The 17,285-nt window shown below is 36.9% G+C and carries 15 protein-coding genes and 2 riboswitches; of the genes, 8 read left to right on the top strand and 7 right to left on the bottom strand.

Annotation, left to right across the window (positions count from 1 at the left end; genetic code table 11):
* Window positions 1-69: 69 nt before the first annotated feature.
* Window positions 70-1,335 (bottom strand): Nramp family divalent metal transporter, encoded by a 1,266-nt coding sequence (locus ABH968_RS21005; protein ID WP_370047161.1) that lies wholly within the window; start codon window positions 1,333-1,335, stop codon window positions 70-72.
* A 499-nt stretch (window positions 1,336-1,834) separates the two neighbouring features.
* Window positions 1,835-1,986: riboswitch (cyclic di-AMP (ydaO/yuaA leader) on the top strand.
* Window positions 1,987-2,166: 180 nt separating this feature from the next.
* Between ABH968_RS21005 and ABH968_RS21000 the strand changes: the two genes are divergently transcribed.
* The 5 genes from ABH968_RS21000 to ABH968_RS20980 all read left to right on the top strand — a co-directional run bounded on the left by ABH968_RS21000 (window position 2,167) and on the right by ABH968_RS20980 (window position 8,100).
* Window positions 2,167-3,990: an APC family permease gene (locus ABH968_RS21000; protein ID WP_370047159.1), complete on the top strand. Its 1,824-nt coding sequence runs from the start codon at window positions 2,167-2,169 to the stop codon at window positions 3,988-3,990.
* Window positions 3,991-4,187: 197 nt separating this feature from the next.
* Window positions 4,188-4,289, top strand: a riboswitch (purine riboswitch).
* Window positions 4,290-4,477: 188 nt separating this feature from the next.
* Entirely contained in the window at window positions 4,478-5,062 is a 585-nt protein-coding gene (locus tag ABH968_RS20995) for a xanthine phosphoribosyltransferase (RefSeq protein ID WP_370047157.1), read from the top strand.
* Window positions 5,062-6,360 (top strand): nucleobase:cation symporter-2 family protein, encoded by a 1,299-nt coding sequence (locus tag ABH968_RS20990; protein ID WP_370047155.1) that lies wholly within the window; start codon window positions 5,062-5,064, stop codon window positions 6,358-6,360. Before ABH968_RS20995 ends, ABH968_RS20990 begins: the two co-directional genes overlap by 1 nt.
* Window positions 6,361-6,546: 186 nt before the next feature.
* Window positions 6,547-7,068: a DUF2179 domain-containing protein gene (locus ABH968_RS20985; RefSeq protein WP_370047153.1), complete on the top strand. Its 522-nt coding sequence runs from the start codon at window positions 6,547-6,549 to the stop codon at window positions 7,066-7,068.
* A gap of 462 nt (window positions 7,069-7,530) precedes the next feature.
* Complete coding sequence (locus ABH968_RS20980; RefSeq protein WP_370047152.1) at window positions 7,531-8,100, top strand: YitT family protein; 570 nt, start codon at window positions 7,531-7,533, stop codon at window positions 8,098-8,100.
* A gap of 44 nt (window positions 8,101-8,144) precedes the next feature.
* Here ABH968_RS20980 and ABH968_RS20975 read toward each other — a convergent pair whose 3' ends face one another.
* The 4 genes from ABH968_RS20975 to ABH968_RS20960 form a co-directional block, all read right to left on the bottom strand.
* A complete protein-coding gene (locus tag ABH968_RS20975; RefSeq protein ID WP_370047150.1) occupies window positions 8,145-9,026 on the bottom strand; it encodes a DMT family transporter in 882 nt (293 codons plus the stop codon).
* A 102-nt stretch (window positions 9,027-9,128) separates the two neighbouring features.
* Complete coding sequence (locus ABH968_RS20970; RefSeq protein ID WP_370047148.1) at window positions 9,129-10,289, bottom strand: PucR family transcriptional regulator; 1,161 nt, start codon at window positions 10,287-10,289, stop codon at window positions 9,129-9,131.
* A gap of 211 nt (window positions 10,290-10,500) precedes the next feature.
* Complete coding sequence (locus tag ABH968_RS20965; protein ID WP_370047146.1) at window positions 10,501-11,919, bottom strand: amidase; 1,419 nt, start codon at window positions 11,917-11,919, stop codon at window positions 10,501-10,503.
* Entirely contained in the window at window positions 11,909-12,094 is a 186-nt protein-coding gene (locus ABH968_RS20960; RefSeq protein WP_370047144.1) for a hypothetical protein, read from the bottom strand. Before ABH968_RS20960 ends, ABH968_RS20965 begins: the two co-directional genes overlap by 11 nt.
* A 496-nt stretch (window positions 12,095-12,590) precedes the next feature.
* On the opposite strand from ABH968_RS20960, the gene ABH968_RS20955 reads away from it, so the two are divergent.
* The 3 genes from ABH968_RS20955 to ABH968_RS20945 all read left to right on the top strand — a co-directional run bounded on the left by ABH968_RS20955 (window position 12,591) and on the right by ABH968_RS20945 (window position 16,098).
* Window positions 12,591-13,490: an EAL domain-containing protein gene (locus ABH968_RS20955; RefSeq protein WP_370047142.1), complete on the top strand. Its 900-nt coding sequence runs from the start codon at window positions 12,591-12,593 to the stop codon at window positions 13,488-13,490.
* Entirely contained in the window at window positions 13,450-14,406 is a 957-nt protein-coding gene (locus ABH968_RS20950; protein WP_370047140.1) for a GGDEF domain-containing protein, read from the top strand. The genes ABH968_RS20955 and ABH968_RS20950 overlap by 41 nt, the downstream gene beginning before the upstream one ends.
* A gap of 363 nt (window positions 14,407-14,769) precedes the next feature.
* Complete coding sequence (locus tag ABH968_RS20945) at window positions 14,770-16,098, top strand: L-cystine transporter (protein WP_370047174.1); 1,329 nt, start codon at window positions 14,770-14,772, stop codon at window positions 16,096-16,098.
* Between the two features lie 117 nt (window positions 16,099-16,215).
* Here the strand turns inward: ABH968_RS20945 and ABH968_RS20940 are convergent, their stop codons facing one another.
* Together ABH968_RS20940 and ABH968_RS20935 are read right to left on the bottom strand one after the other, a co-directional pair.
* A complete protein-coding gene (locus ABH968_RS20940; protein WP_370047139.1) occupies window positions 16,216-16,530 on the bottom strand; it encodes a hypothetical protein in 315 nt (104 codons plus the stop codon).
* Between the two features lie 115 nt (window positions 16,531-16,645).
* Window positions 16,646-17,200, bottom strand: coding sequence for an SLOG family protein (locus tag ABH968_RS20935; protein WP_370047137.1), 555 nt, complete (start codon window positions 17,198-17,200; stop codon window positions 16,646-16,648).
* Window positions 17,201-17,285 lie beyond the last annotated feature (85 nt).

Raw genomic sequence — 17,285 nt, 5'->3', positions numbered from 1 at the left:
AAAATAGCCCCTTACATGTAGAAATGCCAGACACAAAACCAAATCAAGGTCTTTGTGTCTGGCATTTTTTTAGCCAAATACCGTTTGCCATAATAAATAAAGATTTAAAGCAACTACAATCGCCACGACAATCCATCCTAATATGGTTGTAAAACGATGGTTGACTAGGCTTCCCATGATGTCGCGCTTACTTGTAAACATAACAAGCGGTACAAGAGCAAATGCAATACCAAAGGACAAAACAACTTGACTTAGGACAAGTGCATAAGTTGCATTAACACCGGATGCAATGATAACCAGAGGAGGAAGCATTGTAATAGCACGGCGTAAATAGAGTGGAATTTTCATTCTTATAAAGCCTTGCATCACAACGTCACCTGCAAGTGTACCAACTGAAGAGCTAGCAAGACCAGCAATGAGAAGGCCAAGACCAAAGGACACTGCCGCCATCGGACCAAGCGCCTCTTTTAATCCGGTATAAGCGATATCTAAATCTTCAACTACTACACCTTGTGTATGGAATACTGCTGCAGCAATAACTAGCATACTCATATTGATAGCGCCAGCGATAATCATTGCGATAATAATATCAATAAACTCAAAACGGAATATACGTTTTTTTTCAGCATCATTTCGGCCAACGATACGATTTTGGGTTAATGAAGAATGCAAGTAAATAGCGTGTGGCATGACAGTTGCCCCTAAAATACCTGTTGCAAGTAAAATAGAATCTACTCCATCAAAGCGCGGTGTGAACATGCCTATTGTTACTTCGCCCCAATTTGGCTGTGCTAAAAATGTCTGGAATGCAAATGCTAATACGACAATAAGCACCATACCAGAAATGCCCGCTTCAAATGCTCTAAAGCCTCTGCGCTGTAATTCTAAAACAGCAAATGAGCCGACTGCTGTAATAAGCGCTGCAGGTAACATTGGAATATTGAATAACAAGTACAGCCCTAGTGCAGCTCCAATAAATTCTGCTAGGTCTGTTGCAATAATGACCAATTCAGCCTGTATCCATAAAAAAATAGAAGTTTTTTTAGAAAAATGTTCACGTGCTACTTCGGGTAAATTTTTACCTGTCGCAATACCAAGCTTTGCCGACAAAGATTGAATTAACACCGCCATTAAATTAGAAAAGGCGATTACCCAAAGCAGTAAATATCCATATTTTGAACCTGCTGTAATATTTGTTGCGAAGTTACCTGGATCAATATAGGCAACTGCTGCGATGAATGCTGGGCCAAGAAACGGTAAGATTCGTCGCCAGCCTTTTATATCTCCATCTAAAACCGCCTCAGCAGACGATTTATTCATTCGTTTGTGAACCATGTTGTTCCCTCATTTCAAAGAGTATCGCAAGCGAAATAAAGTTTCCTAGAGGAAAATGTATATTACTATTTTATAGCTAGAACCCAAAAATGTGAAGAAGTTTGCTCAATTTTTTACTTAATTCGAAATGTTTTTGATATAGTAAACCAATTGTGATTGAAGAATTCTGCTTTTGTATCAATGTATGGAAACATCATAGCGGAATATTCGATTCATATGAAAACGATCAAGGATTAATGTACGTATCCATTTTAAAAGAGGGAATATACTTATAAAGGGTTTTTTTATTTGATTTCCAATTCAGGTATTCACATATTTTCTACCAATATTAAAATGTTATTCTTCAAATAATAATTCATCACCAAAAGTTGGAATGGCTTTTTGGGGGTCATATAAAACTGTTAGAAATATCAAGTGAAAAAAATTTTTTGAAACCATTCTTTTCATCTTTACTTTTTTAAATTACAGGCGTAATATGACATCATTATAAAAGTTTCAAATTTCTAAATCGCTGAAGCAATTTGACGCGGGGGACCCAATTTTTACGGATTACATAGGTAATCCTTGGGGTGAATCTCTTCATTTATTGAGGGGTAGGGCTACTCAGGCCCGAATCCGACAGCTAACCTCGTAAGCGTTAAGAGCAGAAAAGTGGAGCTTGGCAGACGAATGAGTGTCTACAAGTCTTATTTAGTGATGGCTTGTAGACTTTTTTTATCTTCATTCTAAAAGTGAAACAAGGCCCCGGTGAACGGCACAAAAACGATTATGCTAAAGTGTAATCGATTTAGAAATGTGAAACACATTCTATGAAACTAGAAGGTGTCGAATATGAAATCCTCATTAAAACGTTATATTATCGGTAAACCATTGAGATCTGATGTGTTAGGGGAACAAAAGCTTAGTAAAACAAAAGCACTTGCCATACTATCGTCTGATGCTTTGTCATCAGTAGCGTATGGACCTGAGCAAATTTTAATTGTACTCATGACGGTAAGTACTATTGCCTTTTGGTATTCTCTACCGATTGCTGCTGGGGTAATTGTGTTACTGACAGCACTTATTTTCTCGTATCGTCAGGTTATTTATGCGTATCCACATGGTGGTGGAGCATATGTAGTTTCTCGGGAAAATTTAGGTGTCAATGCTGGTCTAGTCGCTGGTGGATCATTGCTTGTTGATTATATTTTAACAGTTGCGGTAAGTGTATCGGCTGGAACAGATGCCATTACTTCGGCATTTCCAAGTCTTCATCCATATAACGTTGTAATCGCTGTGTTTTTTGTTATATGTTTAACGATTTTAAACCTACGTGGTGTCACAGAATCTGCATCCATTTTAGCGTATCCAGTTTATTTGTTTGTGATAGTGATTCTGATGTTAATCGGGGTAGGGGCTTATAACGTAGTAACAGGGCAAGTTCCAGCAGATTTGCATCCAAAGGTCGGTACACCAGTTGCAGGTATTAGTCTATTTATATTATTAAAAGCATTTGCATCAGGAAGCTCAGCTTTAACTGGTGTTGAAGCCATTTCAAATGCTATTCCTAATTTTAGAGATCCAGCACCGAAAAATGCGTCTAAAACATTATTGGCTATGGGCGGTATTTTGGCAGTGCTATTTATTGGTATTGTGAGTCTAGCTTATTTTTATGGAGTTGCTCCAAATGCGAAAGAAACGGTTGTCTCACAAATTGCGGAGGCAAGTGTAGGTCGTAATTTCTTTTATTATATAGTACAAGGAACAACAGCGATGATATTAGTGCTTGCTGCGAATACGGGTTATTCGGCCTTTCCTTTACTAGCTGTCAATTTATCGAAGGACGGTTTTATCCCAAGAATATTCCAAATTCGTGGGGATCGACTTGGCTATTCAAATGGCATCATGATGCTTGGTTTAGCTGCCATTGTTTTAATCATTTTATTTGATGGAACAACAGAGCATTTGATTCCACTTTATGCAGTTGGTGTGTTTATTCCGTTTACGTTAGCGCAGGCTGGAATGATGAGAAAATGGTGGCGTGAAAAGCCAAAAGGTTGGGTGGCTAAATTTGCAATCAATACGATTGGAGCGGTCATTTCCTTTATTGTAGCCATGATGTTTTTTGTGACAAAATTACCTCAGGTATGGCCAGTGTTTATCTTTTTACCAATTATTATTTGGACGTTTCACCGTATTAAGCAGCATTACAAAACAGTTGGTGAACAACTAAGATTAGATAATGAGGAATTACCGAATGTTGAGGGTAATGTTTTCATTGTCCCTGTCGCTGGTATTACGAAAGTAGTCGAAAACACATTGCATTACGCGCAGTCATTAAACGTTGATAAAATTATTGCCTTTTATGTAGCCTTCGATCAAGCGGACGCAAAAGCGTTTGAGGAGAAATGGAAAGCTTGGCAGCCAAATATACGACTTGTAACATACTATTCACCTTATCGAAGTATTACACAGCCGTTGATGAAATTTATTGATAAGGTTGAACATCATTGTACGAAAACGGGCCATCAAGTAACAGTGATCATCCCACAGTTTTTACCGAAAAAAGGGTGGCATCATATGTTACACAATCAATCGAGTCTATTGATTCGCACTTCGCTATTATTTCACAGAAATATCGTCATTATGACAGTGCCCTTCCATTTATCAAAATAATGACTAGCAAGCTCGAAAATAGTCTGATATAATCATAACGTTGATTGTAAAACACGAACGTTTACAATTGAAACTTACTAAAACAATAGTAAATTCCGAAAAAACAGACTTTATTCAGTGTAAGATATAAGCACATACCGAATAAAGTACCATTTATGGAAATGACGCTAAGGCGTAATGAAGATAAGGAAGTTCTTACAGCTTAATACTATTTCACTCATATAATAGCGAGAATATGGCTCGCGAGTTTCTACCGATTTACCGTAAATAAATCGACTATGGGTAGCAATGCTTTAGAAGACTTCATATAAGATGTTTTCTATTCGTTTCGACGTTTTTACGCTGAATGCTTTGCTCCACTCGTAGATGATTGGAATCAAAGTATTCAGCGTTTTTTATTACTTGCATTGCTTCCGGCGCTCGCCTGTAACGGAATGTAAGTTGCTCATAAAGAGTTATTACTATAAGAAAGAAGGCTATCAAGGAAATGAAGTTATTACACGACAAAATTACACAAGAGGGTAAAGTTTTATCTTCATCTGTATTAAAAGTAGACTCATTTTTAAATCATCAAATTGACCCAATGCTTATGAAGGAAATTGGTCATGAGTTTGCAAATCGATTCTCTGATCAAGTCATTACAAAAATATTAACGATCGAATCTTCAGGTATCGCACCATCTGTTATGCTAGGGCTTGAAATTGGTGCTCCTGTAGTGTTTGCACGTAAACGTAAATCATTAACACTATCAGATAATCTTTATTCTTCAAAAGTACATTCTTTCACAAAAAATGAAACAAATGATATTTCAGTATCACGTAATTTCTTAAATGAAGATGATAACATTCTAATTGTAGACGATTTCTTAGCTAATGGGGAAGCTGTCAAAGGTTTGCTTGATATCGCAGCACAAGCTGGTGCAAATGTTGTCGGTGTAGGCATTGTTATTGAAAAAGGTTTCCAAGACGGTGGGAAATTATTACGCCAGCAAGGGGTTCGCGTGGAATCATTAGCAATTGTAGATTCTCTTGATGATGGCAAAGTAACATTTGCTGCGGAGGCTAATGCGTAATGAATACCGTTAAATCGACGACGCTAGCTATTCAACATTTACTTGCGATGTATGCAGGAGCCATTTTAGTGCCACTGATTATCGGTGGGGCAATTGGCTTTGATTCAGCACAAATGACGTATTTAGTAGCGATTGACATTATGATGTGTGGGATCGCAACGCTTTTACAAGTGTATTCAGGTAAAATGATCGGTATTGGTTTGCCAGTAGTACTAGGCTGTACATTTACAGCAGTTAGTCCAATTATTGCAATCGGTACAAATCCCGAACAAGGTATTACTGATATTTATGGATCTATTATTGCATCAGGTATAATCATTATGATTATTGCAGGCTTTTTCGGTAAGTTAGTAAAATTCTTCCCGCCGGTTGTTACAGGCTCGGTGGTGTCGATTATCGGTATCTCTTTACTACCAGTAGCTTTAAACAATATGGCAGGTGGACAAGATGCAGCAGATTTTGCATCTAGTTCTAATGTAACTTTAGCGTTTATTACATTGGTTATTATTTTAGTCGTTTATCGTTTTTCTACGGGCTTCATTCGTGCAATTTCCATTTTAGTGGGGTTAGTTGCGGGGACAATCCTAGGAGCATTTATGGGGAAAGTTGATTTTAGCCCAGTTTCAAATGCTGCCGTATTACACATGGTTCAGCCATTCTATTTTGGGATGCCAACTTTTAATGCATCTGCAATCATTACAATGACGCTTGTAGGAATGGTTTCTTTAGTAGAATCAACAGGGGTTTATTTTGCGCTAAGTGATATTTGTAAGAAAAAATTAGATTCAAAAGATTTATCACGTGGGTACCGTTCAGAAGGTCTTGCCTCTGTTATCGGCGGTATTTTCAACGCTTTTCCATATACAACATTCTCACAAAACGTGGGACTTACACGTATGTCAGGCGTAAAAAACCGTAAAGTCATTTACATCACAGGTGGTTTACTAGTAGCACTTGGCTTCCTACCAAAAATCGCAGCATTAACAACAATTATTCCAACACCAGTACTTGGTGCGGCAATGCTAGCGATGTTCGGTATGGTCATTACGCAAGGTATGGGCATGTTAGTACCTGTTATGAATGAGTCAGCGGAAAATGCGATGATTGCTGCGATTGCAGTTAGTCTTGGTGTCGGTGTATCGGTTGTACCAGGAATATTCGATGCACTGCCAGAAAGCGTTTCTCTTCTAACTTCAAACGGTATCGTCTGTGGTTCTGTTACTGCGATTATCCTTAATATTTTATTCAACATGATTGGGCCTAAGCATAAGGAAGACCCGATGCATGGGGAAGCTTAACGGATTTCTATAACCAAAAATATGTCATCTACTTCTATAGTAGGTGGCATTTTTTTTATTGAAGTAGATGTTTAAAATTTTATTGTTAGGGAATCTAGAAAATAGATACATCTTAATAGAATGCAAGTCGATGTCTCGACATACATTAATAGTATATAAAACTACTTTTTGAAAGGTATCTTACAAATGCAAAGTATATTTCTGATTTTAATACTTCAATTAATTTATGTGCCTTTTTTAACGTTACGTACAATACTTTTAGTGAAGAATGTTACTTTCCTTGCCGCCATATTCGGTATGCTGGAGATGTTAGTGTATGTATTTGGCCTTTCACTCGTTTTTAGTGGGAAACAAAGTATGTTAGCTATGGTCTTTTATGCAGTTGGATTTGGGTTAGGAATATTTTTAGGTGCTAAAATTGAGCGAAAACTGGCGATTGGCTATGTCTATACGACCATTAATACGCAAAACAAGAATGAGGAACTTGTGAAATTTCTTCGTAATGAAGGGTTTGCGGTAACGATTTACATTGGTGAGGGACGAGATAGTAATCGCTATAAATATGAAATATTAACAAAGAGAAATCGTGAGACAGAATTGTTCCAAATTGTTGAGCATTATGAACCGAATGCTTTTATTATTTCGTACGAGCCCAAATCATTTAAAGGCGGATTTTTGCTGGATCGAATGAAGGCGAAACGCAAATAGTTTTTCTAACATTGCCCTTCCGTTTATATACAGAAGGGCATTTTGGGGTTCTCACCAAAAGTTGTGGATGACTTTGTTAAAACGTCTATTATGTAAATAAGTTGATTGGAGTGGAGGCTGGGCGACTCCTTGGGGATTAGCGATAGGGGAACGAAGGCTAAAACCATCACGTCCTGTGATAACGCCTTCGTGACCAACATCGTGTTGGCCCGAGACCCTGGAGCGAGCATCGCGAGTGAAGCGGCTCAACGGACGCCCCCAGGAAAGCGCCCAGTCGGAACGGAAATCAACCACACGTTTTGGTGATGATCCATTTTTTGTATTCACACAATTTATAGAGAAATTTAGCGACCAAGCTCGATAAAAAATATTAATACTATGACACCGACAGACGTGAACAATAACATGTTCAAATCGATTTTTTCATACTATAAAAACATGCAAGTCTCGGAGGGGTGTTGTATGTATTTTTTTACGAAAGGCTTGGTCATTCTTATAGGAAGTGCCGCGGTATCATTAGGAATTAATTTATTCTTAACACCCTATCAAATTTTAGATGGGGGAGTTGTAGGAATAGCGCTTATTTTACACTATATATATAAGCTTAAAATAGGTTTAATGATCATCGTTATTAGCATTCCAATTTTTGTTGTTTCTTGGTATAAATACAGAGCGTATTTTTACAATAGTATACATGGATTATTCGCATATTCTCTTAGTATCGATTTACTAAAGCCCGTCCGGAATCTTATCCATGTAGATGCCATCTATAGTGCCATATTTGGAGGGGTACTTATGGGTTTTGGTGTTGGTTTGATGCTTAGATTTCAGACAAGCACTGGTGGTACAGATTTGATTGCACAATTTTTAAGTGATAAAACCGGAATTAATGTCGGGATGCTTATTTTTATGATAGATTCAATCGTCATCGTCATAGGGGGACTGCTTTTATCTTCTAGTACATTATTGCTTTCTATTATTACAATTTTGGTAGCAGGGATTACAACAAGTATCATGACTAGCCGTGTTTAATAAAAAATAGCTTCAGTATAGGACTGAAACTATTTTGAAATTCGTTATCGAGAGCTTTTCATCATTCGCTTTTTAGGGTGTGCAGGCTTTACTTCTGCAATTAATATGGCGAGTAAAATCAGTACAGCCCCTACAACCATCCGACTTGTTAATACCTCATGTAAGAATATAACGGATAGTACCATGCCGAAGAAGGATTCTGTAGATAGGATAATAGCTGCCTTTGTAGCAGATGTATATTGATTCGCAATATTTTGAAAAAGATAGGCAAGAGTAGTTGAAAAAATGGCTAAATAAATGATTGAATAGATTGCTTCTTTTTCAAGAGTAGTTGGGATATCTCCTTGACTGACTACGACCAAGACACCTAAAAAAGATGCTGTCATAAATTGAATAATCGTAAGAGCAATGGCATCTTCCCTTTGGACAAACAGGTTCGTACAGAAAATATCAAAAGCAAAGGCGACAGCACAAGCTAAGGAAAGCGCATCTCCGATATTCATCGTCAGTGAGCCCTGTAAAGATAAAAAACCGATGCCGGCAATAGCTATAATCGAACCGATTATCTCATAGCCATCTATACGACGCTTGTAAACCGCAAACGCAATTAATGGAACAATAATGACATTGACAGCAGTTAAAAATGCATTTTTAGATGGTGTTGTATATTGTAGCCCTACTGTCTGAAGGGCAAAGGCAATATATAAAATGGTCCCTAACAAAATACCTTTCCAGATAACTGATTTAGAAGCTTTTTTTAATCGATATCCAAATAAGACTGTCAGTATAATCGAAGCTAATAAAAATCTACCTGCCATTACTTGATAGGCTGTTAAATATTCCAATGCAATAGCCGTTACTACAAATCCGCTACCCCAAACGATTGCAGTGACTAATAGCATACCATCAGCTATGTATTGTTTCATCATTCGTCCTCCTAACTTCAATAGAATAGCATGAGATGGAAGAAAATAATTTGATCTTAATTCTAAAAATTCAGGCGTTTTTTTGTACTTATTCCAAAGCTGTCATTCGACATTCATTTTGCTATGTAATAAGTACAATTTAACGGCTGCAGCTATACGCTCATAAAAAACGTAATCATTTTCTAAAGGTGCTACTAGCTGACGTATTTTTGACATACGATAACGGATTGTGTTTGGATGGCAGAAATGAGCCACTGCTACTTCCTTAATGTTGCCTTGTTTTACGACATAGGTAATTGCTGTGTTCATTAAATCCGGATCAACCTTTTTCTCTAGTAGGGGACCAAGATAGCTATTTACATAGTCCATAGCAAATGTAGCGTCCTTACGATACAATTCAATTAACAGCCAATCAGAAGCGAGGTTCTCATAATGACATATAGGAGCCGTTTCTATTTCAGCCATGATACGTGCATAAAAAGCTTCACGAACAGCAATAGGGAATTCTGTTTGTGTTACGTGACAACGACTATAGCCAAAGGTCATTGATTCAGTTGAGATTGCATACATCGTCAACCATTCTTTGAGAAGTTTTTCAAATTGAAATGACTGTGATGGATGGGTCATTAAAATAAAGAGGCTCTTTTTATAGGTACACATCATACTAGATTTCAATAGAGGCTCTAATTGAAAAAGAGATTGCATCCATTGACTATTTGCATGATCTTGCATTTGAATATTAGCTACAAATACATATTTTTCAAAGGGCTTATTGATTTGCTGTAATATCGACTTTATTTGTTCATCAGTTACTTCTTCCTCCATAAGTCGTCGCATAATCGTTTCTAAAAAGTATGAATAATCCTGTGTTTTTGCATAGGCCATCGTTTCCAAAATAATCTTTTCAAAAAATTCGTCTCCGCCAAATCGCAATATCGGGAAATTTTGTTCATCTGCATAGACTAGCACTTCCTCTGGTAACTCCTCATAGATGACAGGCTTATAAGCTAAAGCACTTGCCCCCAGCTCAATAAGGCTTTTCACGGCATTCCATAAATATTCTGGCTTTTGCTTTGCGAATAATAAACTGCTTAAAACAACACTATTCGGTGTAAAAATCGTTTCTCTCACAGTTTGAATATCAGGCGAAAATTCAAAGTCTAGAATTTCCACATTTTGTACCGGTTTATGTAAACCATTGCGACCAGCAACGACTGTAAAATCTTTTGTAATTGGCAGTTGTAAAAAGTTCTCTACGTTCATTGAGATATCAAGCACCCTTTCTTGTGATTGAGCTTCTATTACTTATTATAAAAGTACTTGTCAGTAAAATACTATTAGTATCGCTGATAAACCGGCCAACATCGCTGATAAAGTACCTCAAATCGCTGATAAACCAACCAATTAAAAAGAATCTGCTGAAGTTCTACAGACAAAGTCCGTAAAGCAGGCAGATTCTTCTACATTATCAAAATTAGATGTTAGCGAAAATATTTGGTTTTCTATTTTTCATTGGATTCGTTTGTTCAATGGCGTAACCAACGTTAAGAATACGACCTTCTTTAAAGGCTGGTCCAATGATTTGGAGGCCAACTGGTAAATTACCTTTAAAGCCACAAGGAACGGAAAGGGCTGGTAACCCTGTTAAGTTACTTGGGCCTGTAAATCGAATGATATTATCAATTAAATCAACTTTTTCACCATTTAAATATGCAAAGTCATCACCGATAGTACTTGCCACTACAGGTAATGTAGGGGTAATAAGCACATCAACCTGATTGAAAATTTTTGTGAACTCCTGTTTTATTTGTCGTCGTACTTGTTGAGCCTGTAGGTAATCAACTGCAGACGGTAATTCACCGAGTTCAAATAACAGACGAATATCATCTCCGAAATCCTGTGGCCTTTTCTGTAAATCGGAATGATGGATTGCAGCTGCCTCTGAAAGGGAAGTAACGAGCTCTGCCCATTCTGCATATTGCAAGGATGGGATACGAACGGTTTCAATCTTTGCCCCTTGTTCCACTAAGCTTTGAATACTTGCTCGAACAGCCTTTTCTATATCCGAATCTACTCGGTTAAAGAAATATTCTTCGTTGATGCCGATGACTAAATCCTTCACATTACCCGAGATTTGCTGTACATAATTCTCTGTTGGAACGTCTGTACAAGTAGGGTCTCTATGGTCAAATCCAGAAATAATCTCAAGTAAGCCGGCAGCATCTTTTACTGTCTTTGTCATTGGACCAATATGGTCTAAGCTCCAAGCGAGAGGGTAGCAGCCATATTTACTTACACGACCATGAGTAGGCTTTAAGCCGACAATCCCACAGGCTGATGAAGGGATTCGAATAGAGCCGGCAGTATCTGTTCCTAATGATGCAACGCTTGCCCCTGCTGCAACTGCTGCGCCAGAGCCGCCACTAGAACCGCCAGGGATCTTATCTAAATCCCATGGATTGCGAACGGGTCCGTAATGAGGGTTATTATTCGTGATGCCCCATGCGTACTCATGCATGCTTAATTTACCCGTGAAAATAACACCGGCATTACGAAGCTTTTCTACAACCGTCGCATCATAATTTGAAACGAAGTCCTTATGAATCTTTGATGACATCGTTGTTATCTTATCTTTAAAGTACAAATTATCTTTTAATGCCATAGGAATCCCGTGATACATTCCTCGATACTGTCCATTCAAAATTTCTTTTTCTAACACTTGCGCTTGTGCTAGGGCTTCTTCACGATAAAAAGCCATGTATGAATTAATTTTAGGCTGACTTTCTTCAGCAAAATCTAAAATTGCTTTCGTCAACTCGACTGGAGAGAGTTTTTTAGTTTCAAGTAAAGGTGCTAACTCTTCAACAGATTTTAAGTGTAAATCAGTTGTCAATGTGGTCACCTCCAGGGATGTTGCGGATAGCGATATCAGCATCATCAATAGCGATGCCTTCTAAATTACCACGAAGGGATTGCATACCTTCCCACCGTGCTTTTAGAAGTTCAAGGTGTTCAGATTTTGGTGTAATTCCTTTGTTCTCCAATAATTGTTGAATCGACAAACTCATTAACAGGATCCTCCCTTGAAAATAGTTTTTATCTAAATAGGTTTCCCTATAAAGAACAGATCTTTTATTATAAAGAATCATCGCCATAACGTGAGGGTGATTTCGGTTCCGATTGGGCACTTCCCTGGAGTCCGATGAGACTTGCACACCGGGTTATCTGTGACGCTATGAGCGTTTTTACAAAATGTCATCCTTAATGTATGGAGATGAGTTATTATTTTACTATAAAAATAACAAATTTCTATAAAAGGTAATAAAATACTATTATCACAAGCATACACTATTTACGATATATAGCAATGAATTGAATGAATATATAGTATATTGCGAAAAATATACTACTCTATCCAGTAATTAAGATTACTTTTAATAGAGCAATGTCAACTGTTGAAAGGGAAATCTAGTGCTAGAGACACCTGTTTTTACATAAAATTCACAGTGCTTTTACAATGAAAGCGTACAATAGATCCTATTAACCGGTTTAAGAGGTGCGAGAATGGAGTCTGTTGTGAGACAAAGCATAAAAACAAGTAATTTATTTTCTTATTTAAAGTATTTATACAGGCAGCATCAAAACAATACGTTCTATATAAAACGTTTAAAAGCATTGAAGCAAATTATTCAGGACAAGAATTTACATACTTATTTTCAGCCTATCGTCGATTTACAGACGAGGCAAACGGTTGGTTTTGAGGCACTGAATCGTCCAGAGCCTTCAGAATTGTTTAATAGTGTTGATCAGTTTTATGAATTTGTTGGGCAAACGGACTGTGTATTTTTATTTGAATGCTTTTGTCGTAATCTTTCATTGCAGCGTTTTAAAGAACGACTGCACGAAGAATGGGTGAACAGAGATTTTTTAGTATTTGTTAATATACATCCTAATGTTTTACTAGATAAGAGCTACCATAGTGGTGAAACCTTGCAGCTATTAAAGGAGCTTGGCATAAAACCGCAACAGGTAGTGTTTGAGCTCACTGAACGTAGTGCAGTAGTAGATTTTGTAGAGTTTGAACGTGTATTATCGCATTATCGATCACAGGGCTATCGAATTGCAGTGGATGATGTGGGTTCAGGCTATAATAGCTTGAAAACTCTAATTTACTTAAAGCCAGAATTTATTAAACTAGACCGTTCCTTAATACAATTTATTGATAAAAACAGCGAGCAGCAGCAGCTTGTTACATTGCTGATGCGATACACAGAGCAGGCTGAGACGAAAATTATTGCAGAGGGTATTGAACGCCAAGAAGAGCTACATTATTTACATAATATTGGTATCCACTATGCGCAAGGTTATGCGATAGGGAAACCCGCAAAGGAATTACATTTGGGGAAAATAAGGATGGATGACCATGATGATAGGGGAAGTCATAGAAAACGTTCCTTGTATTGATGAATTTGTGAAAAATCAAGAGGTGGATTTACTTTTTACAAGTAATCTGTCATTACGAAGTGTGGTTGTTGTTCGAGATGACAAACCAATTGGGCATATTACGCGTACACATTTCTATCAAAAAATTGGTACACGCTATGGCTATAATTTATTTATCGGACGGCATAATCAGCTTATTATGAAAGAAAATCCTTTAATTGTAGATCGCAATATACCTATAACAGAGGTCAGTACGTTAGCGATGTCTAGACCTCCAGAGGACTTATATGATGATGTGATTGTAACAAGAAATGACTTATATTATGGTGTAGTCAGTATTCGGGAGCTACTGTTAAAGCTCGTAGACACACAAGTAGCCATTGCTAGTTTTTTAAATCCATTAAGTAGTCTTCCTGGCAATAAATTAATTGATGAAAAGCTAGAGGTAGCATTACAGCTACCACAATATAGTTTAATGTATTTTGATTTAGACCATTTTAAATCTTACAATGATACGTACGGTTTTAATAAAGGGGATAAAATTTTACTGTATTTAACAGATATTTTGAAAAGAAATATAGTTTGTACAGAAGATTTTTTAGGACATATTGGTGGAGATGATTTCGTTGCGATTCTTCCACATTATGATGCTGCCCCAATCTGTCAAAGAATTATTGATGAGTTTGATGCATGTATTTTAAGCTTTTATGATGTAGAGGATTTAACAGACTTACAAGTACAAAATAGGGCTGGTAAACTAGAGCCTTTATCTTGTACTACGCTATCCATTGCGGTGATTACTAATCAATATCAGCAATTTGAATCTGTTGATCAATTGTCAGATGCGGTGACACGTGTGAAAAAACAATGTAAAAGAATTTCGGGAAGCTGTTACCTTATTAATGACCGTGAAAAAGAAACTTACCTCGTTCATTAAAAGAAGTAGGTCAGACTGTGGGCAAGCTCGTAATAATTTGAGCTTGCCCACAGTCTTTTTTTATAACGGACGCTTTCCACAACGGAGATGGGCTGCTTAAGGCGTCATTTACTGTCGTTAAAAATTCAATATCTGTTGTGCATAATTATTAAATTCGGTTTTAAGGGCATAATCAAAAGAAATAAACTGCTTTCACTTTAGGAAATTATTAATCTAAATAAAACATACTTGAATTATAGGGATTATAGGTATATAATTCGATTTACATTATAATTAAACATCTTAGGAGGCTGTCTAGTGTCTACATTACAAATTATTCTTAACGTTGCCGTTTTACTCGTATTCGTTGGAATTTTATATTTTATGAATAAAAAGCACGTTAAGTTTTCAAATCGCGTTTTTACTGCTCTAGGCTTAGGGATTGTACTTGGTCTTGGATTGCATTTAATATATGGTATTGATTCTGATGTGTTAGCTAAAACAACAAGTTGGTACAATATTATTGGTACTGGCTATGTTAAATTGCTACAAATGGTTGCGATGCCATTGATCTTTATTTCCATCTTAATAGCCTTTACGAAAATGAAGGTTGGTAAAAACTTCGGGAGAATGGCAGCTCTTATTTTAGCCATTTTAATCGGTACAACTGCTGTTTCAGCGGCTGTTGGTATTTTTTCAGCAACAGTATTCGATTTAGATGCTTCTCATATTATGCAAGGTGCTGCAGAAACTGAGCGTGGAGCATATTTAGAGGAAAAAACTTCTGGATTAACGGCACCGGATTTACCAACTCAAATTATTGAGTTATTCCCAGCAAACCCATTCTTAGATTTAACAGGTGCTCGTTCTACATCAACAATTGCTGTTGTCATTTTTTCAGCGTTCTTAGGTTTTGCTTACTTACGTGTAGCACGTAAGGATGAAGGCACTGCAGCTACTATTAAAAAGGGCTTGGATGCCATCTATGCATTAGTAATGGGCGTTGTAACAATTGTCTTACGTTTAACACCATATGGTATTTTAGCGATTATGGCACGTACAGTTGCAACATCTGATTTCGGAGCAATTTATAATTTAGGTAAGTTTGTTGTTGCGTCTTATGTAGCGTTATTTATTGTGTTTATAGTACACTTACTAATTCTTACTTTAAGTGGTTTAAATCCATTTACGTATCTAAAGAAAACTGCGGAAACATTATTGTTTGCCTTTACTTCACGTTCAAGTGCAGGTGCTCTACCAATGAACATTAAAACACAAACGGGTCGTCTTGGTGTACCTGAGGGTATTGCAAACTTCTCGGGCTCATTTGGTCTATCTATTGGTCAAAATGGCTGTGCTGGTGTTTATCCTGCAATGCTAGCGATTATGATTGCACCGACAGTTGGGATTAATCCACTTGATCCAGTGTTTATCATTACTGTTATTGCAGTTGTAGCTGTCAGCTCATTTGGTGTAGCTGGTGTCGGTGGTGGTGCGACATTCGCAGCAATTCTTGTATTATCAGCACTTGATTTACCGATTGCACTTGCGGGTATATTAATCTCTGTTGAGCCATTAATCGACATGGGCCGTACTGCACTTAATGTAAGTGGTTCAATGACTGCAGGTGTGACAACAGCACGTATTACAAAAGAATTGGACAATGAAATGTACAACAATAAAGAATTAGGTGCTCAAGTATCAGACCTATAATAAAGTCGGAGCTACTCTCATTTTGAGGGTAGCTCTTTTTTAACGGATATAAAAAGTGGGTTGTTATGTAAGAAACAACCCACCCCACTTTAGTGATATGAAATTCAATTCATCACTTTATATTATTTTTACATAAAAATCTTTGCCATTAATTAGTTCGTTAACTTCAATGTCGTAATTGGTTTTATAGTATTTATAGATGTTTTGCGCTAATCCAGAGTGTCCATTTAAATATGTTCCTTTTTTAATCTCCTTACGAGGATTATGGAAATCAAAATACAAGCGTGAATCGTGGCACATTGCATCCAAAATTGCTTTAAACTCTTGTTCTTCAATATGAATCCCACGTGTATATCTGCACTCTCTGCGGTACGTATCATGAGAAACGTTCACCGGTGATGACTCAAGAACCATTTTGATTTTTTTACTCAAATGTTAACAGCTCCTTTTTAGAAATTAGCACCAAAGGGTAAAAAGCTTATGACTAATATAGTTAAACTTATTTATTCCAGTATATAATTATCAGAAAATTATATCAATATTTTCCCTACCAATCTTGTTGCTGTATTTCTTCTGCTACTACTTGTAAATCATAAGCGGTAATCATTAAAAGTGTATATTCATGAGTTTCCATATATTTTTCTGCTAGACGTTTCATATACTTCGGGGAGCCTTCATTTTCTTCATCATAAATTAGCAGCAGACCATCTGTATTTTGTATAATGAATTTGTCTTTTTCGATAAATTGCCACGGAGCCTCGTATGGCTTTTTCGTTACACTCGTTACGAAGTCTGCTTGAGCTACTAATGCTTGATATTTTTCTTTTTTATGTTCCTGCCAATTCTTCTCCTGCTCTAAAAAAGGTGTGATCACTGCGTATTTTAAATGAGGAAATTCTTTTCTTAACGTAATAATAACCTCAGCACCCCATGTTTCAACACCTTGCTGACCACTAATAATCACCCATTCCAAACCTTCATCGATCAATATACGCAGACGGTTTTCGAGTGCTTTTTTTATGATGGCAATGCCAGGGTGCTTGTCATTAAAAATGCCCAATTCATGTGGTCTATAGCCTGTAATAACGACTCGCTGTATCAATAGGGAAACCTCCTAAGCTAAGCTTTATTTATAATAATTATACAATATGGAGAAATAGGAAGATAACGATTTTCCATTAATACAG

The organism is Lysinibacillus sp. RC79 (genome assembly GCF_041262405.1).
Lineage (GTDB): Bacteria > Bacillota > Bacilli > Bacillales_A > Planococcaceae > Lysinibacillus.
This window is presented reverse-complemented; position numbering and strand designations above follow the sequence as displayed.